Source organism: Streptomyces sp. 8N616 (assembly GCF_052246385.1).
GTDB lineage: Bacteria > Actinomycetota > Actinomycetes > Streptomycetales > Streptomycetaceae > Streptomyces.
Genome location: NZ_JBQQBY010000009.1, coordinates 21,855 through 37,577 on the forward strand (window position 1 = coordinate 21,855; position 15,723 = coordinate 37,577).

The 15,723-nt window shown below is 71.6% G+C and carries 12 protein-coding genes; 5 read left to right on the forward strand and 7 right to left on the reverse strand.

All coding sequences use genetic code 11. The features are described from left to right. The first annotated feature begins 414 nt into the window (after positions 1-414). The 3 genes from ACTWQC_RS10380 to ACTWQC_RS10390 all read left to right on the forward strand — a co-directional run bounded on the left by ACTWQC_RS10380 (position 415) and on the right by ACTWQC_RS10390 (position 6,965). The gene (locus ACTWQC_RS10380) at positions 415-2,334 is read left to right on the forward strand and encodes a glycosyltransferase family 2 protein (protein ID WP_443315307.1); all 1,920 of its coding nucleotides are present in this window, start codon (positions 415-417) and stop codon (positions 2,332-2,334) included. Continuing rightward, entirely contained in the window at positions 2,331-4,265 is a 1,935-nt protein-coding gene (locus ACTWQC_RS10385) for a galactose oxidase-like domain-containing protein (protein ID WP_443315308.1), read from the forward strand. The genes ACTWQC_RS10380 and ACTWQC_RS10385 overlap by 4 nt, the downstream gene beginning before the upstream one ends. Positions 4,266-4,538: 273 nt before the next feature. Continuing rightward, positions 4,539-6,965: a SpoIIE family protein phosphatase gene (locus ACTWQC_RS10390; RefSeq protein WP_443315309.1), complete on the forward strand. Its 2,427-nt coding sequence runs from the start codon at positions 4,539-4,541 to the stop codon at positions 6,963-6,965. A gap of 121 nt (positions 6,966-7,086) precedes the next feature. Here the strand turns inward: ACTWQC_RS10390 and ACTWQC_RS10395 are convergent, their stop codons facing one another. The 7 genes from ACTWQC_RS10395 to ACTWQC_RS10425 all read right to left on the reverse strand — a co-directional run bounded on the left by ACTWQC_RS10395 (position 7,087) and on the right by ACTWQC_RS10425 (position 13,662). After that, complete coding sequence (locus ACTWQC_RS10395) at positions 7,087-8,127, reverse strand: glycoside hydrolase family 6 protein (RefSeq protein WP_443315310.1); 1,041 nt, start codon at positions 8,125-8,127, stop codon at positions 7,087-7,089. A 199-nt stretch (positions 8,128-8,326) separates the two neighbouring features. After that, positions 8,327-8,989, reverse strand: coding sequence for a class F sortase (locus ACTWQC_RS10400; protein ID WP_443315311.1), 663 nt, complete (start codon positions 8,987-8,989; stop codon positions 8,327-8,329). 15 nt (positions 8,990-9,004) lie between these two features. Further along, positions 9,005-9,679 (reverse strand): hypothetical protein, encoded by a 675-nt coding sequence (locus ACTWQC_RS10405; RefSeq protein WP_443315312.1) that lies wholly within the window; start codon positions 9,677-9,679, stop codon positions 9,005-9,007. A gap of 271 nt (positions 9,680-9,950) precedes the next feature. Further along, positions 9,951-10,730: an HAD-IIA family hydrolase gene (locus tag ACTWQC_RS10410; protein ID WP_443315313.1), complete on the reverse strand. Its 780-nt coding sequence runs from the start codon at positions 10,728-10,730 to the stop codon at positions 9,951-9,953. Between the two features lie 330 nt (positions 10,731-11,060). Beyond that, positions 11,061-11,246 (reverse strand): hypothetical protein, encoded by a 186-nt coding sequence (locus ACTWQC_RS10415; protein WP_443315314.1) that lies wholly within the window; start codon positions 11,244-11,246, stop codon positions 11,061-11,063. Between the two features lie 90 nt (positions 11,247-11,336). Then, complete coding sequence (locus ACTWQC_RS10420; protein ID WP_443315315.1) at positions 11,337-12,308, reverse strand: cell wall protein; 972 nt, start codon at positions 12,306-12,308, stop codon at positions 11,337-11,339. A gap of 166 nt (positions 12,309-12,474) precedes the next feature. After that, positions 12,475-13,662, reverse strand: a complete 1,188-nt coding sequence (locus ACTWQC_RS10425) for an ROK family transcriptional regulator (protein ID WP_443315316.1) — start codon at positions 13,660-13,662, stop codon at positions 12,475-12,477. 95 nt (positions 13,663-13,757) lie between these two features. Here ACTWQC_RS10425 and ACTWQC_RS10430 point away from each other — a divergent pair, with 95 nt between their 5' ends. Further along, positions 13,758-14,972, forward strand: a complete 1,215-nt coding sequence (locus tag ACTWQC_RS10430; protein WP_443315317.1) for a Gfo/Idh/MocA family oxidoreductase — start codon at positions 13,758-13,760, stop codon at positions 14,970-14,972. Between the two features lie 203 nt (positions 14,973-15,175). After that, on the forward strand, positions 15,176-15,709 hold the full coding sequence (locus ACTWQC_RS10435; protein WP_443315449.1) for a heme-degrading domain-containing protein: 534 nt from the start codon (positions 15,176-15,178) through the stop codon (positions 15,707-15,709). Positions 15,710-15,723 lie beyond the last annotated feature (14 nt).

A 15,723-nucleotide genomic window follows, 5' to 3' on the forward strand; every position in this document is an offset into this window, starting at 1 on the left:
CCGCCTCCGATCGCAGCCCGCCGCCGGTCGCCCCGGGCACGCCAACTAGGGTGTGCCCGGCGGATTTTCCCCTGTGCAAGGGGGAAGACCGTCGCACCAATTCTCAGCAGTGTTCGCCCATTGCACGCGTATGCCCGGTGAACAGCTTGTTCGCTCTTGCGATCAAGCCTCCGGGTCCAGGACGCTTTGCTGGAGTTGGTGGGGAATCAGTCGGTTGCGTTCACCGGCGGGGTGGGGGCCCCGTTCATGTGACGATGCCGGAGTCGGCATCATGCAACCGGAAGGTGTTCGTTCCATGTCTTACGGAACGGCCACCCGACCAGTGCTGAGCCCGGGTCGGTCAAGGGGGACCATTGACCCGGCCCAGAAAGGCTTACCGACCACGCAGTCAGCCTGCGTGCGGGGGGATGACTCATGACGTCGACGCCTACCGGCGCCCGGCACTCCTACGACCCTGACCGTACGACCCGGCTCCGCCTGCCCCGGCAGCACAGGCCCGGGTCCGCGCACCGAGGCCCGCGGCGCACCCGTAAGGTGCTGCCGCGCTACGACTACGAGCACTACAGCCGGCTCGCCGGGCCCCTCACGCAGCCCGACCCGGACAAGCCGTACACCGTGCGCTACCGCAGCCTGCTCGCCGACGAGCCGCACCGCATCCGTGCCGCCCTGCTGCTCGGCGCCGCGCCGCTGGTCTCGCTCGGCCTGCTGGCCTGGCTGATGCAGCCCGCGCACTGGACGAAGCGGGACAGCGCCTCGGACGCCCTCCTCGTCCTCGACGTGGTCATGCTGGTGTCGATCGGCCTGATCGAGCTCTTCCGCACCCTGAACGTCGTCTCCAACGCGCACGCGACGCTGGTGGCCCGCGACCCGGTCCCGGTCGTGCCCGAGAGCGGCACGCGGGTCGCCTTCATCACCACCTACGTACCCGGCAAGGAACCCCTCGAGATGGTCACCAAGACCCTCGAGGCCGCCGTGCGAATACGCCACCGCGGGCTCCTCCACGTCTGGCTCCTCGACGAAGGCGACGACCCCGACGTGAAGGAGGTCTGCCAGCGGCTCGGCGTCCACCACTTCACCCGCAAGGGCGTCGCCAGGTGGAACCAGCCCAAGGGCCCGCACCGCGCCAAGACCAAGCACGGCAACTACAACGCCTGGCTGGACGCCCACGGCGACGACTACGACTACTTCGCCTCCGTCGACACCGACCACGTCCCGCTGCCCAACTACCTCGAGCGCATGCTCGGCTTCTTCCGCGACCCGAACGTCGCCTTCGTCATCGGACCGCAGGTCTACGGCAATTACGACACGGCCGTCACCAAAGCCGCGGAAAGCCAGCAGTTCCTCTTCCACGCACTGATCCAGCGCGCGGGAAACCGCTACGGCGCCCCCATGTTCGTCGGCACCAGCAACGCCGTACGCATCGAGGCCATCAAGGGCATCGGCGGCCTGTACGACTCCATCACCGAGGACATGGCGACCGGCTTCGAGCTTCATCGCCACCGCAATCCCGAGACAGGGAGGAAATGGCGCTCGGTCTACACGCCCGACGTGCTGGCCGTCGGTGAAGGCCCCACCGCCTGGACCGACTTCTTCACCCAGCAGCTCCGCTGGTCCCGCGGCACGTACGAGACCATCCTCAAGCAGTTCTGGAAGGCGCCCTTCACGCTGCCGCCCGGCAAACTCTTCAACTACACGCTGATGGTGATCTTCTATCCCATCTCGGCCATGAACTGGATCCTGGCGGCGCTGAGTTGCGCGCTGTTCCTCGGCTTCGGCGCCTCCGGTCTCCAGATCGACCCGACGGTGTGGATGATGCTGTACGGCAACGCCTCCGCCCTCCAGATCGGCCTCTACGTCTGGAACCGGCGGCACAACGTCTCCCCGCACGAGCCCGAGGGGTCCGGCGGCGTGGCGGGCATGGCGATGTCCGCGCTGTCCGCCCCGATCTACGCGCGCTCCCTCATGGACGCCGTGCTGCGCCGCAAGAGCAAGTTCGTCGTGACCCCGAAGGGCGACTCGTCCAGCCCCGACACCCTCTTCGGGACGTTCCGGATCCACCTGTTCTTCCTGCTGGTCTTCGGCGGATCGCTCGTCTCCTCCTTCTACTTCGGCCACAGCCACCCGGCGATGATCCTCTGGGCCACGCTCGCCCTGATCCTCACGGCCTCCCCGATCCTCGCCTGGCGGTGGACCATCCGCCAGGACAAGCGGAAGAGGGACCGGGGCGGCCCTCCGGCCGGCGGCGGGCCCGCGCCCGCGGCCCCCGAGCCGGAGGGCGGCCGGGTTGCGAACGACCAGACCATGCAGATCGCCCTTGGGGGACGTAACACATGAACTACCGTCCAAGCCGCCGCACCCGCAGGATCGCGATAGGTGCGGCGGCGGTGCTCGTGCTGGCCGGGATGAACGGGCCTGCCCTGTATCGCTTCGGCTCGGAGAAGTACCACACGTACAAGATCAACCAGCCGGAGTACATGGCGCGGAACGGCCACTGGGACCTCCTCGACGTCCCGGAGGAGTTCCAGATCAACACGATTCACGCGGCTCTGCTCCACACCGGCAAGGTGCTGCTCATCGCCGGGTCCGGCAACAACGCGAAGATGTTCAAGGCCAAGACCTTCCGGTCGGTGCTGTGGGACCCGGAGAAGAACACGTATCAGAACATTCCGACGCCCAAGGACATGTTCTGCGCCGGGCACACCCAACTCCCGGACGGCAAGCTGCTGGTGGCGGGCGGCACCCAGCGGTACGAGAAGCTGGAGGGCGACGTCAACAAGGCCGGCGGCCTGATGATCGTCAAGAACGAGAACCCGGACAAGCCCAGGACGTTGCCCGCGGGCACGCTCTTCACCGGCAAGACCAACGGCAAGACCTTCGAGTCCAAGGACAACCTGCTCGTCCCGCGGGCGAAGAAGAAGGCCGATCCGGTCACCGGCGAGGTCACCGTCACCGCCAGCGAGGCCCGCGTCTACGTCGAGGCCCGCAGGAAGGGCAAGCAGTACAGCACCGGCGACACCGACAACTACCGGATCCAGGGCCTGAAGGGCGCCGACGCCAAGAACCTCTACGGCATCGCCAACAAGCTCTCCTTCGACAAGAAGGACTTCCAGGGGATCAAGGACGCCTTCGAGTTCGACCCGGTCGCCGAGCGCTACGTCAGGGTCGACCCGATGCACGAGGCCCGCTGGTACCCCACGCTCACCACCCTGGAGGACGGCCGCGTCCTCTCCGTCTCCGGACTCGACGAGATCGGCCAGGTCGTCCCGGGCAAGAACGAGGTCTACGACCCGGAGACGAAGAAGTGGAGCTACCTGCCGCGTCAGCGCTTCTTCCCGACCTACCCGGCCCTCTTCCTCACCAGCGGCGGCAAGATCTTCTACAGCGGCTCCAACGCCGGTTACGGCCCGGCCGACAAGGGCCGCACGCCGGGCCTGTGGGACGTGGACACCAACGAGTTCGACCCCGTGCCCGGCATGAGCGACCCGAAGATCCTCGAGACCTCGATGTCCGTGATGCTGCCGCCCGCCCAGGACCAGAAGTTCATGGTGATCGGCGGCGGGGGCGTCGGCGAGTCCGAGAAGTCCAGCGAGAAGACCCGGGTCGTCGACCTCAAGGACCAGGACCCGCGCTTCAAGAACGGCGCACCCCTCTCCGAAGGCACCCGCTACCCCGGCGGCTCGATCCTCCCCGACGACACGGTCTTCGTCTCCGGCGGCTCGGGCGACTACCGCGGCCGCAGCGGCAGCAACATCCTCAAGGCGCAGATCTACGACGCGAAGGACGGCACCTTCCGGCGGGTCGCCGACCCGACCGTCGGCCGCAACTACCACTCCGGCAGCCTGCTGCTGCCCGACGGCCGGGTCATGATCTTCGGCTCGGACTCGCTCTTCTCCGACGACGCCAACACCAAGCCCGGGGTCTTCGAGAAGCGCATCGAGATCTACACCCCGCCCTACCTGTACGGTGAGGACGCCCGGCCCCAGGTCGGCTCCGGCCCGGACCGGATCGGGCGCGGCGACTCGGCCACGTACGAGACGCGGGACGCGGCGAAGATCAAGAACGTACGGCTGATGCGGCCGAGCGCCGTCACGCACGTCACGGACATCGACCAGCGGTCGGTCGCGCTGGACTTCGAGCGCACCGGGAACGGCATACGCGTGACGGTGCCGGACGACCGCTCACTGGTCCCGTCCGGCTGGTACATGCTCTTCGTCACGGACGGCGAGGGCACGCCGTCCAAGGCGGTGTGGGTGGAAGTGCCGTAGAGCCTTCGGCCGCACGCGCCCCGGAAGAGCCGTATCTGCGCGGCAGGCCGGATCTCTGGTGGGACCGGGCGGGTGATGGCCGCCACGCCATGACACAGCGCCCGGAAGGCTGCTGGGTCCGACCGGGTTCAATAGGCTCACATGGCATCACCCCGGTCTTTGCACCGGACGTCTGGTGGCACGACCAGGTCCGGGACTGAGTCACGCCAGTCTCGGTCGCGCACCAGGACGAGCGGGAGAACATCGGTAGCCGAGTAGAGGTGGTGTCCGGCAGTGGATGAGCGGGTGACGGTGCTCAGCGAGAGCCGAGATGATCCGTTCGCTCTGCACCTGGCCGCCTCGGCGGTGCTCGACGGCCGGGGCACCGTGGTCGGATGGAGCCGGCGGGCCCAGGAGCTGCTCGGCTATCCGGCGACAGCAGTGATCGGCCGTCCGGCGCTCGACATGCTGATCGATCCCCGCGACCTGCCGGCCGCCAAGGACGCCGCGGCGGCATGCAGGAGAGCCGGAGGCTGGTTCGGGGTGCTGGCGGTGCGGCATCGCAGCGGGCAGCTCGTGGAGATGGGGTTCCGGGCACGTGCGCTCCTGCGTGAGGGCCCTGTCCGCGAGTGGTTCCTTGTGGGGGCGCCGGCGGCGGAGGTCCTCGAGTGGCAAAGGGACCGCGCGGTTCTCGACGGATTGTTCCGCCGATGCCCGATCGGCCTGGTCGTCCACAGTCCCGAGATGACGATTCTCCGGGTCAACCGGGCGGTCGAACGGTTCACCGGCGTTCCGGCGGCCTCATTTCGGGGCATGCCCACCGGCGCGTTGCTGGTTGCCGAGGACGCACGGAAGTCCGTGGACCGGGTGCGCCAGGTGATGAAGAGCGGAAGGTCACTGGTCTCCACCGAGCAGTACGCGCGCCTGGAGCGGGACCCGACACGCGAGCGGGCCGCGTCCGTCTCGGCCTTCCGGTTGGAGGATCCGTCCGGCCGGGTCCTGGGCGTGGCGGAGACCGTCGAGGACGTCACCGAACGCCATCGGGCCCGCCTTCGGCTGGCGCTTCTCGACCAAGCCGGCGCCCGCATCGGAACCACGCTCGATGTGGGAGAGACGGCCCTGGAGCTCGCTGATGTGATGGTCCCTCATCTGGCCGACCACGTATCAGTGGACTTGTCGCAACCGGTGACGCGCGGTGAGGAGCCGGGGCAGGGCTTGACGGAGCCTGTCGTACGGGTGGCGGTCCGCAGCGTCCTGGCCCAGCAGCCCGAACTACCGCAGCCGGGAGGGGAACCCGTCGACTTCGCACCGGACACACCACAAGCCAGGTGTCTGGCCGAAGGGCGGGCCGTCCTGGAATCGGTTCTTCCGCCTGACTGGTTCTCCATGGAACCGCGCCAGGGTGAGCACCTTCCCGACCTGGGTGTCCACTCCCTGATCGTGGTGCCCCTGGCCGCACGGGGCCTGGTGCTGGGCGCGATGAGCCTGTGGCGCTCGCGGCGCCCGGACCCGTTCGAAGCGGACGACCTCACACTGGCCCAAGAGCTCGCCTCGCGCGCAGCCATCTGCATCGACAATGCCCGGCGCTACACCCAGCAGCAACAGACCGCGCTCACCCTGCAACGCAGCCTGCTGCCGGGGGCGGTTCCGCACCAGGTTGCCGTCGAGGTGGCCCCTCGCTACCTCCCCGCCAGGGCGGCCTCGGGGCTGGGCGGCGACTGGTTCGACGTCATCCCCCTGTCCGGGGCCAGGGTCGCGCTCGTTGTCGGCGACGTGGTCGGCCACGGCCTCCACGCCGCAGCCACCATGGGCCGTCTGCGTACCGCCGTGCACACCCTTGCCACCCTGGACCTGGAACCGGACGAGGTTCTCTCCCGCCTGGACGACCTGGTCAACCTGCTGGCCGCCGAACAAGAAGCAGTCGGTGAACAGCCCGTGGGAGAGCAGGTCATCGGCGCCACCTGCCTGTACGTCCTCTACGACCCGGTCTCCCGGCTGTGCTCAGCGGCCCGCGCCGGCCACCCACCACCGGCGGTGACCACTCCAGACGGACAGGTGAGCCTGCTCGACCTGCCCGCCGGCCCACCGCTCGGCCTGGGCGGCCTGCCGTTCGAGGCCCGGGACATCGAACTGGCCGAAGGAAGCCTGCTCACCCTCTACACCAACGGACTCATCGGCGAGCGCCACATCGACCCCGACATCGGCCTGGCCCGGCTGTGCGCGGAGCTCACCCGCCCCGCCGACCCCCTGGAACGGACCTGTCAAGCGGTGGTGGACTCCCTCGTACCCGCCCACCCCGCCGACGACATCGCCCTGCTCATCGCCCGCACCCGCGTGCTCCCCCCGCAGAACGTCGCCTCGTGGCAACTTCCGCTGGACCCGACCTCCGCCGCCCAGGCCAGGACACTGACGACAGCCCAGCTGACCGAATGGGGCCTGGAGCACCTGACCTTCACCACCGAGCTCATCGCCAGCGAACTGGTCACCAACGCCTACCGGTACGCCGGCGGCCCCGTGACCCTGCGACTCATCCGTGAACGATCTCTGATCTGCGAGGTCACCGACACCAGCCACACCTCACCGCACCTGCGCCGGGCACGCACCACTGACGAGGGCGGGCGTGGCCTGTTCCTGGTGGCCCAGCTGACCGAGCGCTGGGGCACGCGCTACACCCGCGAGGGGAAGACCGTCTGGACCGAGCAGCCAATGCTGGGGCTGTAAATCGTCCGGAGCACGACTGCGGTGCGCATCCGGTGCGCACCGCGATGCGCACCCAAGCCTGGATGGTGCGCATCGCACGGAGGGGGTGCGTGCACCGGTGCGCGCCTGCCACGCACCCTCGCTAGCTGGAGCGATCCGCGTTACGGGCCAGCTCCAGCGCGTACTTGGGCCACCACTGGCCGGCCGCCGGGCCGCCCTTGCAGTCGCCGTCCGACTCGCCGGGGCGCTTGATCCACAGATACGCGTCGACGAGTTCGTCACCGGTCTCCGTCGTCGGCGGCTCGCCGAGCGCCCGGCCCGGCGGGTTGCACCAGCGTTCCTGCGGATCGCCCTTGGTGTACGGGCCGTTGCCGTTCCGGCTGGTGTCGATCACGAAGGGCTTGTTGCCGACCATCGGCGAGAGCTTCTTGCCGTACGCGACGTTCGCCTCGACGGTCTGGAAGTTCGAGGTGTTCAGCGCGAAGCCGTCAGCCTCGTCGATGCCTGCCCGCTTCAGCGGCTCGACCAGCTGGCCGGGGTCGTCCTTCCAGCCGGGATTTCCGGCGTCCAGGTAGACCTTGACGTTCGGCAGCGACTGCAGCTTCCCGACAGCCTCCTTGAGCAGGGCGAACCGCTCCTCGTGCAACTGCGGCGGGGTGCAGGTGTCCACGACGTGAAGCAGTGCGTCCGGCTCCAGGACGACGGTGGCGCGGCGGTCGCCGATGCCCTTGATGGCCTTGCCGAGCCAGTCGCGGTACGCATTGCCGTCCGCGGCCCCGCCCTTCGAGTACTGACCGCAGTCGCGGTGCGGGATGTTGTAGAGGACCAGCAGCGCGTCGCGGTCGGCCTTGGCAGCGGCCTCGGTGAAGCCGCGGGCCTGGCCCTCCGGGTCCTCGACCCCGATCCACTCCGCGGCCGGCTGCCGCGAGATCTTCTCGATCAGCTTCGCGTCCGCCTCGCGCCCGTCCTTGCGGTAGGCGGCGGCCTGCTTGGCGGCGTTGCCGTCGGGGTTGACCCAGTACGGGGCCCTGGACTTGGGCTGCTGGGCGCCGCCGCCCTCGTCGTCGGTGCCGGACGAGGAGAAGCAGCCGGACAGGAGGAGCAGAGCCCCTGCCGCTGCCGCCCCCGCCGTGAGCCGGGCGCGCACAGCGACGGGCCCTCGGCCGGTGTAACTGCCGTACATCCACTCCCCCTTGGCTGCACTTCTCCGGTGGCGGTGCCGCGCGGCAGGCGCCGCGGGCCCCGGCCCCGGGTGGGACAAGACCGGTCGAATCCATGCTGACACACGGCACATTCGGCCATGCGCCCACCCATGCTTCGTCGACCAGCTGTTACAGCCCACGCCCCTGGCTGCCCGCCCCGCTGAGGGAACTGCGTCTCCCTCACCTCGTGCGGGCCGCGGTCAGGTAGGCCGAGACCACGACGTTCGCGGTGTACGCGTGGCGCTTGCGGTCGTAGGCGCCGCCGCAGGTGATCAGGCGGAGTTCGGAGCGGTGCGCGTCGCGCGGACCGTACACCCGCTTCGGGTCGAAGCGGTCCTTGGTGAAGACCTCGACCGCCTCCACCGTGAACTCCGCGACGGACCCGTCCTCCCGGTTCACGCTCACCCGCTCGCCCGGCTTGACATGGGCGAGCCGGTAGAAGACCGCGGGCTGGGACTCGGTGTCGACATGGCCGACGAGGAGGGCGGTGCCCGGGGCGCCCGGGGCGGGGCCGCCGCCGTACCAGCCGACCAGGCCGGGTGCGTCGTACGGCGGCGGGTCGACGGCCCCGTCGGCGTCCAGGCCGCGTTCGACGACGGGGGCCCGTATGCCCACCGAGCCGATCTGCAGCCGCTCGGGACGGGCCGGTGCCAGGGGTGCGTACGGCGGGGGCAGCGGGGTGCCGCCGGGTCGGCCGACCGCGGCCACATCGCCGGTCGCGGGCGCTGCGATGCCGTGGCCCTCGGTGATCCCCCGGCCCCACAGCCAGAAGCCGAGCAGCACCACCGCCCAGGTCAGGCCGGTGACCAGGCGCCCCGCTCCGCCGCGGTCCCGGCCGGACACGGTGGACCGCCTGCCTCAGTCGCCCGCCGAGTTGGCCCGGCGGCGGCGCAGTGCGATACCGGCGACGGCGAGCCCGGCGCCCCCGGCGAGCCCCGCCGCGACGATGAAGTGGACGACCCCGGGGCCGTTCTGCCTCTCCATGGCATCGGCTCCGAGCGCGGCGGTGCCACCGCCTCCGGCCCGCACCGGTGCGGTCGGGCTGCCCGTCGGGCTATCGGTCGGGCTGTCGTGCGGCGCGACGACGGTGATCGTGCCCTCGGCCTTGCAGTCGCACGTGATCTTGTACCTGCCGGGGGCCGCGGTGCTGCGGATCTTCGCCTCGGCGAAGAGGGCGCCGCCCGCGTCCGACGCCAGCTCGGCGTCCGCGACGAAGACCTTCGACCGCGCCCGGATCCTGGTGTCCTTGGCCCCCTTGACGCCCTGGACGCGGATCTCGACCTCGGCTCCGGGCGCGGCCGTGGAGGGGGTGACCTTGAGCGTGCCGGACGAGGCAGCGACCCGGGTGCCGCCGTCCGCCGCCGCCTCCCAGTCGTCGGCGTACGAGTCGGAGGTGGGATCCGCGAAGGGATCGAAGAGCGTGCTGGAGCGGGGGGCGGAGGACGGTTCGTTCCGGACGTCGCCGGGGTCGAACTCGGCGGCGTGGGCGGGAAGCGCGGCCGCCGAGCACAGGGCGGCGGCCGCGGCGGTCACGGCCGTACACCGGAACAGATAAGACAGACGGGACAGCCGGGGCAGCGCCGGGTTCAACCCGGACCGCCGCGTTGCGCGGCGGAGCCGGGACGGCCGGGAGAGCCTGAATGGCGGGTCAGAGCCCATCGTTGAACCTCCTCACACACCTGAAGGTTCACCGGCTCCCCAGCCGGTCGCACCCGCAGCGTGTCCGGATTGCTCCGTTCGGTGACGGGGCGCCACCGGCTGAGTTACGCACGGGGCAACCGGCCCCGTCCGAGCTGCGAGACCGTCAGACCTTGTCCACCAGATCCGCGATCGAGTCCACGACGGTCGAAGGACGGAACGGGAAGCGTTCGACCTCGTCCGGCTTGGTCAGCCCGGTGAGCACCAGGAAGGTCTCCATCCCGGCCTCGAGCCCGGCGAGCACGTCGGTGTCCATCCGGTCGCCGATCATCGCGCTGGTCTCGGAGTGCGCCCCGATGGCGTTGAGCCCGGCCCGCATCATCAGCGGGTTCGGCTTGCCGACGAAGTACGGCTCGCGGCCGGTCGCCTTGGTGATCAGCGCCGCGACGGACCCGGTCGCGGGCAGCGCGCCCTCCGCGGAGGGCCCGGTCTCGTCCGGGTTCGTGGCGATGAACCGGGCGCCGTCGTTGATCAGGCGGATGGCCTTCGTCAGCGCCTCGAAGCTGTAGGTACGGGTCTCGCCCAGCACCACGTAGTCCGGCTCGGCGTCCGTGAGGACGTATCCGATGTCGTGCAGCGCGGTGGTCAGCCCGGCCTCGCCGATCACGTACGCCGTGCCGCCCGGCCGCTGGTCGTCCAGGAACTGCGCGGTGGCGAGGGCCGAGGTCCAGATGTGCCCCACGGGCACGTCGAGACCCATGCGCGCCAGCCGGGCGTGCAGGTCGCGCGGTGTGTAAATGGAGTTGTTCGTCAGCACCAGAAACGGCTTGCCCGACTCGCGGAGCCGCTTGATGAAGGCGTCGGCGCCGGGGATCGGGATGCCCTCGTGGATCAGGACCCCGTCCATATCGGTGAGCCAGGACTCGATCGGCTTGCGCTCCGCCACTGAACTGATCTCCGCTCTGCGTGGCCGAATGTTCGAAGTCACAGGGTAACGGGGCGGGGCCGCGGACGACCCCGGTCGTCCACGGCCCGGACGATCAGGCGGTCCGGACGATCAGGCGGTCCGGACGATCAGGCGGTCCGGACGATCAAGAGACCCGGTTCAGCCCGTACGGTGCTGCCGGTCGCGGAGGTAGGCGCAGAAGGAGTGTCCGGGTCGACGTCGGCGTCGGGCCGTGGCGCGCGCACCACGGAGACATACGTGATCTCGAGCCCGGCCCGCTCGTCTGCCGCCGGCGGCAGCCGGTCCAAGTGCCGTACGAGCTCGCCGCGTTCAGGGACCGGTCCCGAACCTCGAAGGCGGCGAGCCGGTCAGGCAGGGGAAGCGGTCGAGCTCGTCGAGCAGGGCTGAGAGCCGGTTCCTGGCGGCGTAGGACTCGGGCACGCGTCCGTGCTCGGGGATGCCGGAGCGGACGGGTGCGCCGGGCGCCTGCTCGGTGGGGTGGTGCGGGGAGTTCACCGGGGACGGGCGGCGCCGCCGAACCCGTACGGTACGGGCGGGCGCGGGGCGGTCAGCGGCCGAGAGCGGTCTGCCGCTGGCGCGGGGCGGTCAGCGGGTGCGGCGCCGGGCCACGGCCACGAGGCCCGCCCCGGCCAGCAGGCAGACGCCCGCCACACCCGAGACCCAGGCCAGCACCTCCCGGCCGGTGCTGGCCAGTGCGCCGGACTCGGCGGTGGGCTGGGGCTCGCTGCCGTGCGCGTCCCGGGCACCCGGGCCGTCGGAACGGCGGTGCTCGTGACCCTGCCCGCCGTCGGTTCCGTCGTGCCCCTCCCCCTTGCCGGCCTCGTGCTCGTGTCCGTGCTCGTGTCCGTGCTCGTGCCCGTGCCGGTCGCCGTCGTCTGCGCGGATGGCGAAGTCGTAGTCGTTTGACTCGCCGACCCAGTCGCCGTCGTCCTCGCGCCGCTGCATGGCCGCGACGTTGAGCCGTACGCGGTCCTCCTCCGTACGGTCGTCGAAACTCATCCGCACCTTGACGGTGAGCGTCTCGTTCGAGGCCACGGTGAAGCCGTCGAAGCCGACGTCCTCGAACACGCCGATGTGCTCGTCCTCGTCGGTGGTCTCGAAGGTGACGGGCCGCCACGTACGGTCCCGGCCGTCGTAGAACTCCATACCGATCCGGTCCTTGGCGAGCGCCCGCTTGTGATCGACGAGGACGGCGACCGGGTGGACGGCGCGGCAGTCGGCATCGGTGGTGTTGCGCAGATCGAGCTTCCAGGTCTTGCGGTCGGCGCCCGGTGCGTACGAGGTGGGGCCGCTGTGGATGCGCGCCTTGAGGGGGAAGTCGGCGCTGTCCGGGTCACCGCAGGTCGGTTCGGGGGCGCGGGTGCCCACCGCGGGCGGCGGGGTCGGGTCCGCGGCGGCCTTGCCCGCGGGCCCGCACAGGAGGAGCGCCGGGGTCACCGCGGCGGCAAGCGCGGTGGTGACCTTGGTGGCGATCGCGGGCGCGGCGGGCCGGCGGTGGGCGGTGGAAGCGACGGAAGCGACGGGAGCGGCGGGAGCGGCGGCTGTGCGGAGGCGCATGGGCGGACCTTCGTGGATGCTCGCGGCGTTTCGGCGGTGTTCAGCGGCGTTGGGCCGGCACCGGCGGCGGGTCCGGCCGGTGCCCACAGGACCCTGCCACGCGAGCCCCGATGGCCCTGCGCACCACGGCGGCGGGGCGAGCACCCTTCCCCCGAATCCCCCTCGATCAGCCTATGTTCCGCTGATCCGGCGGAGGTCCCACTACCTCCTCCGGCTCTCCTGCATCCGGTGTGCCAGCCGCCTCCGTCGGCTCCGCGCGGCCGAACAGCGGGGCGAGGACGAGCTGCGCCGCCCCGTACGCCACGGCCCGCTCTCCGTCCGGGGCGACCGCGACCGGCACCGTACGCCCGGCGCCCGCACCCTCCCGTTCCGCGCGCTCGGCGAGCACCGCAGCCACGCCCCGTACGAACACCTCCGCGTCGGCGACGGCGGTCCGGCCGCCGAGCAGCACGCGGTCGAAGTCGAGCAGCCCCACGAGATTGGCCGCCCCGGCCCCGAGGACGCGCGCCGCCTCCGCGGTGTCGCCGCGCGCGACGGCCGCCAGGCACAGCGCCTCGACGCAGCCGCGGCTGCCGCACTCGCAGGGCGGCCCGTCGAGCTGGATCACCTGGTGCCCGAACTCCCCGGCCCCAGTCCTGCTCCCCCGGTAGAGAACGCCCCCGAGCACGAGCCCGGCGCCGAGTCCGGTGCCGAGGTGCAGATACGCGAACGACTCGCTCCCGGCTGCGCCCAGCGCCACGCCGAGGGCGGCCGCGTTCGTGTCCTTGTCGAGGACGACCGGGAGGCCGAGCCGCGCGGCGAGTGCGTCCCGCAGCGGGAAGCCGTCCCACCGCGGCAGTCCGGTGACCCGGCCGAGCACCCCGCTCCGGTGATCGAGCGGCCCGGGACACGCGACCCCGACCCCGATGACGGGACCGAGCCCGGAATCCGGCCCGCTGCGCAGCAGGGTCCTGACCTCCATCACCACGGCGTCGAGTACGGCCCCCGCCCCCGCGCCGAAGTCGAAGGGCGCGGTCCGTACCGCCACCGGCTCGCCCGTCAGGTCGGTGAGCACGGCCGTCAGCTCGTCCCGGTCCAGGTGGAGCCCCACTGCGCTGCGCGCGCCCCGCACCAGGCGCAGCACCGTACGCGGCTTGCCGCCGGTCGAGGCCCGGCGGCCCGCCTCTGCCGCCAGGCCCTCCTCGCGCAGGCGCGCCGTGATCTTGCTGACGGCCTGCGGGGTGAGCCGGGTGCGTTCGGCGAGCTCGAGACGGCTGATGCCGCCCTGCCCCGCCGCGCGCAGCAGGTCGAGCACGAGCGCGGCGTTGTGGCTGCGCAGCGCGGGCAGATTGACCCCGGAGTTGCCCCTGTTCACGTGGCCATTCTCCCTTCCGCTTGCAGTTTGGCAACACCGTTGCTTAAGTGGCCCTCATGACAGGCACAGCCAGCACCGCCAGCACAGGCTCAGGGATGGGCACAGGCTCAGGCACGGGCTCAGGCGCTCCCCTCCGCGTAGGCCTCGTCGGATACGGCCTGGCGGGCTCCGTCTTCCACGCCCCCCTGATCGCCGCGACCGACGGGCTCGTCCTCGACACCGTCGTCACCTCGAACCCGGACCGCCAGGCCCAGGCGCGCGCCGAGCACCCGGACGTACGGTTCGCGGCCTCGCCGGACGAACTGTGGGGCCGCGCCGCCGCCCCCGGCCGCGCCGCCGCCCCCGGCCGTGGCGGCCGTCCCGGCGGGGACGCGCTCGATCTGATCGTCATCGCGTCCCCCAACCGCACCCACGTGCCGATCGCCACCGAGGCCCTGAAGGCGGGCCTGCCGGTGGTCGTGGACAAGCCGATCGCCGCCACCGCCGCCGAGGCCCGCGCCCTCGCCGCGCTCGCCGACGAGCGCGGGCTGCTGCTGTCCGTCTTCCAGAACCGCCGCTGGGACGCCGACTTCCTCACCCTCCGCACCCTCGTCGCCGACGGTGACCTCGGCGAGGTCCAGCGCTTCGAGTCCCGCTTCGAGCGGTGGCGGCCGCAGCTCAAAGGCGGCTGGCGCGAGTCCGGCGACCCGGCGGAGGTCGGCGGCCTGCTCTACGACCTGGGCAGCCACCTCGTGGACCAGGCGCTGGTCCTCTTCGGCCCGGCCGTACGGGTCTACGCCGAGTCGGACGTCCGCCGCCCCGGCGCCGAGGCCGACGACGACACCTTCATCGCGATCACGCACGCGAACGGCGTCCGCTCCCACCTCTGGGCCAGCGCCACGGCCGCCCAACTCGGCCCCCGCTTCCGGGTCCTGGGCAGCGCGGCGGGCTATGTGAAGTACGGGCTCGACCCGCAGGAGGCCGCCCTCCGCGAGGGCCTGCGGCCCGCGCCCGGCTGGGGCGCGGAGCCGGAGTCGCTGTGGGGGCGGCTGGGCGCGGGCGAGTCGCCGCTGACCGGCGGCGGCACGCCGGTCCGCTCGCTCCCCGGCGACTACCCTGCGTACTACGCGGCGATCGCCGCAGCGCTCAGGGACGGCACCCCGCCGCCGGTGACGGCGCACGAGGCAGCGGCGGCCCTGGACGTACTGGAGGCCGCTCTCGACTCGGCACGCGAGGGCGGCCGTACGGTCACGATCGGAACAGAGATGACCGGGACAGACACGGTCGGAAGAGGCACGATCGGAACAGGAACGATCGGAGGTGACGCGTGATGGCTCCGGCACCGGCGGAACGAGGAGGACAGGTCGCCCCTGGCGGCTCGGGCGGCCCCGGCACGGGCGGCCCCGGCGGGGGTGGCCCGAGTGGCGCCGGCGCGAGTGGCGCGGGTCAGGACACCGGCGGCGCCGCCGCGACGGGCGCCCGGGCCGGTTCCGCCCCGGAACACGCCCCCGCCCCCGGCGGCCCGACGGCACCGGTGGAGCCCGGTGCCGCCCCCGACCCCCGCGAGGCGGCGAGCGCGCTCATTCCGGAACTGGAGGCCCAGGAGCGCCGTCTCGTGCTCCGCGCCTTCACCCACGACGACGCCTGGCACCTGGGCTCGCTGCTGGTGGAACTCGCCCGGATGCGCCATGCGCCGGTCGCCGTGGACATCCGGCGCGGCCCACAGCAGCTCTTCCACTTCGCTCTGGACCGCGCAACGGCGGACAACGACGCCTGGATCGACCGCAAGCGGCGCGTGGTCGAGCGCTACGCCGAGAGTTCGTACCTCGTAGGCACCCGTTTCCGGGCCAAGGGCACGACGTTCGACGAGTCCTCGCGGCTCGACCCGGACCGCTATGCGGCCCACGGCGGCTCGTTCCCGATCACGGTCGAGGGCGCGGGTGTCGTCGGCACGGTCACGGTCTCGGGCCTGCCGCAGGCCGAGGACCACGCCCTGGTGGTGGAGGCCCTGGAACGCTTCATCGCCGCGGGCCGCGCCGGTGCGGCCGCCAACGGAGGCGGACTGTAGCCGCCCACGGAGGC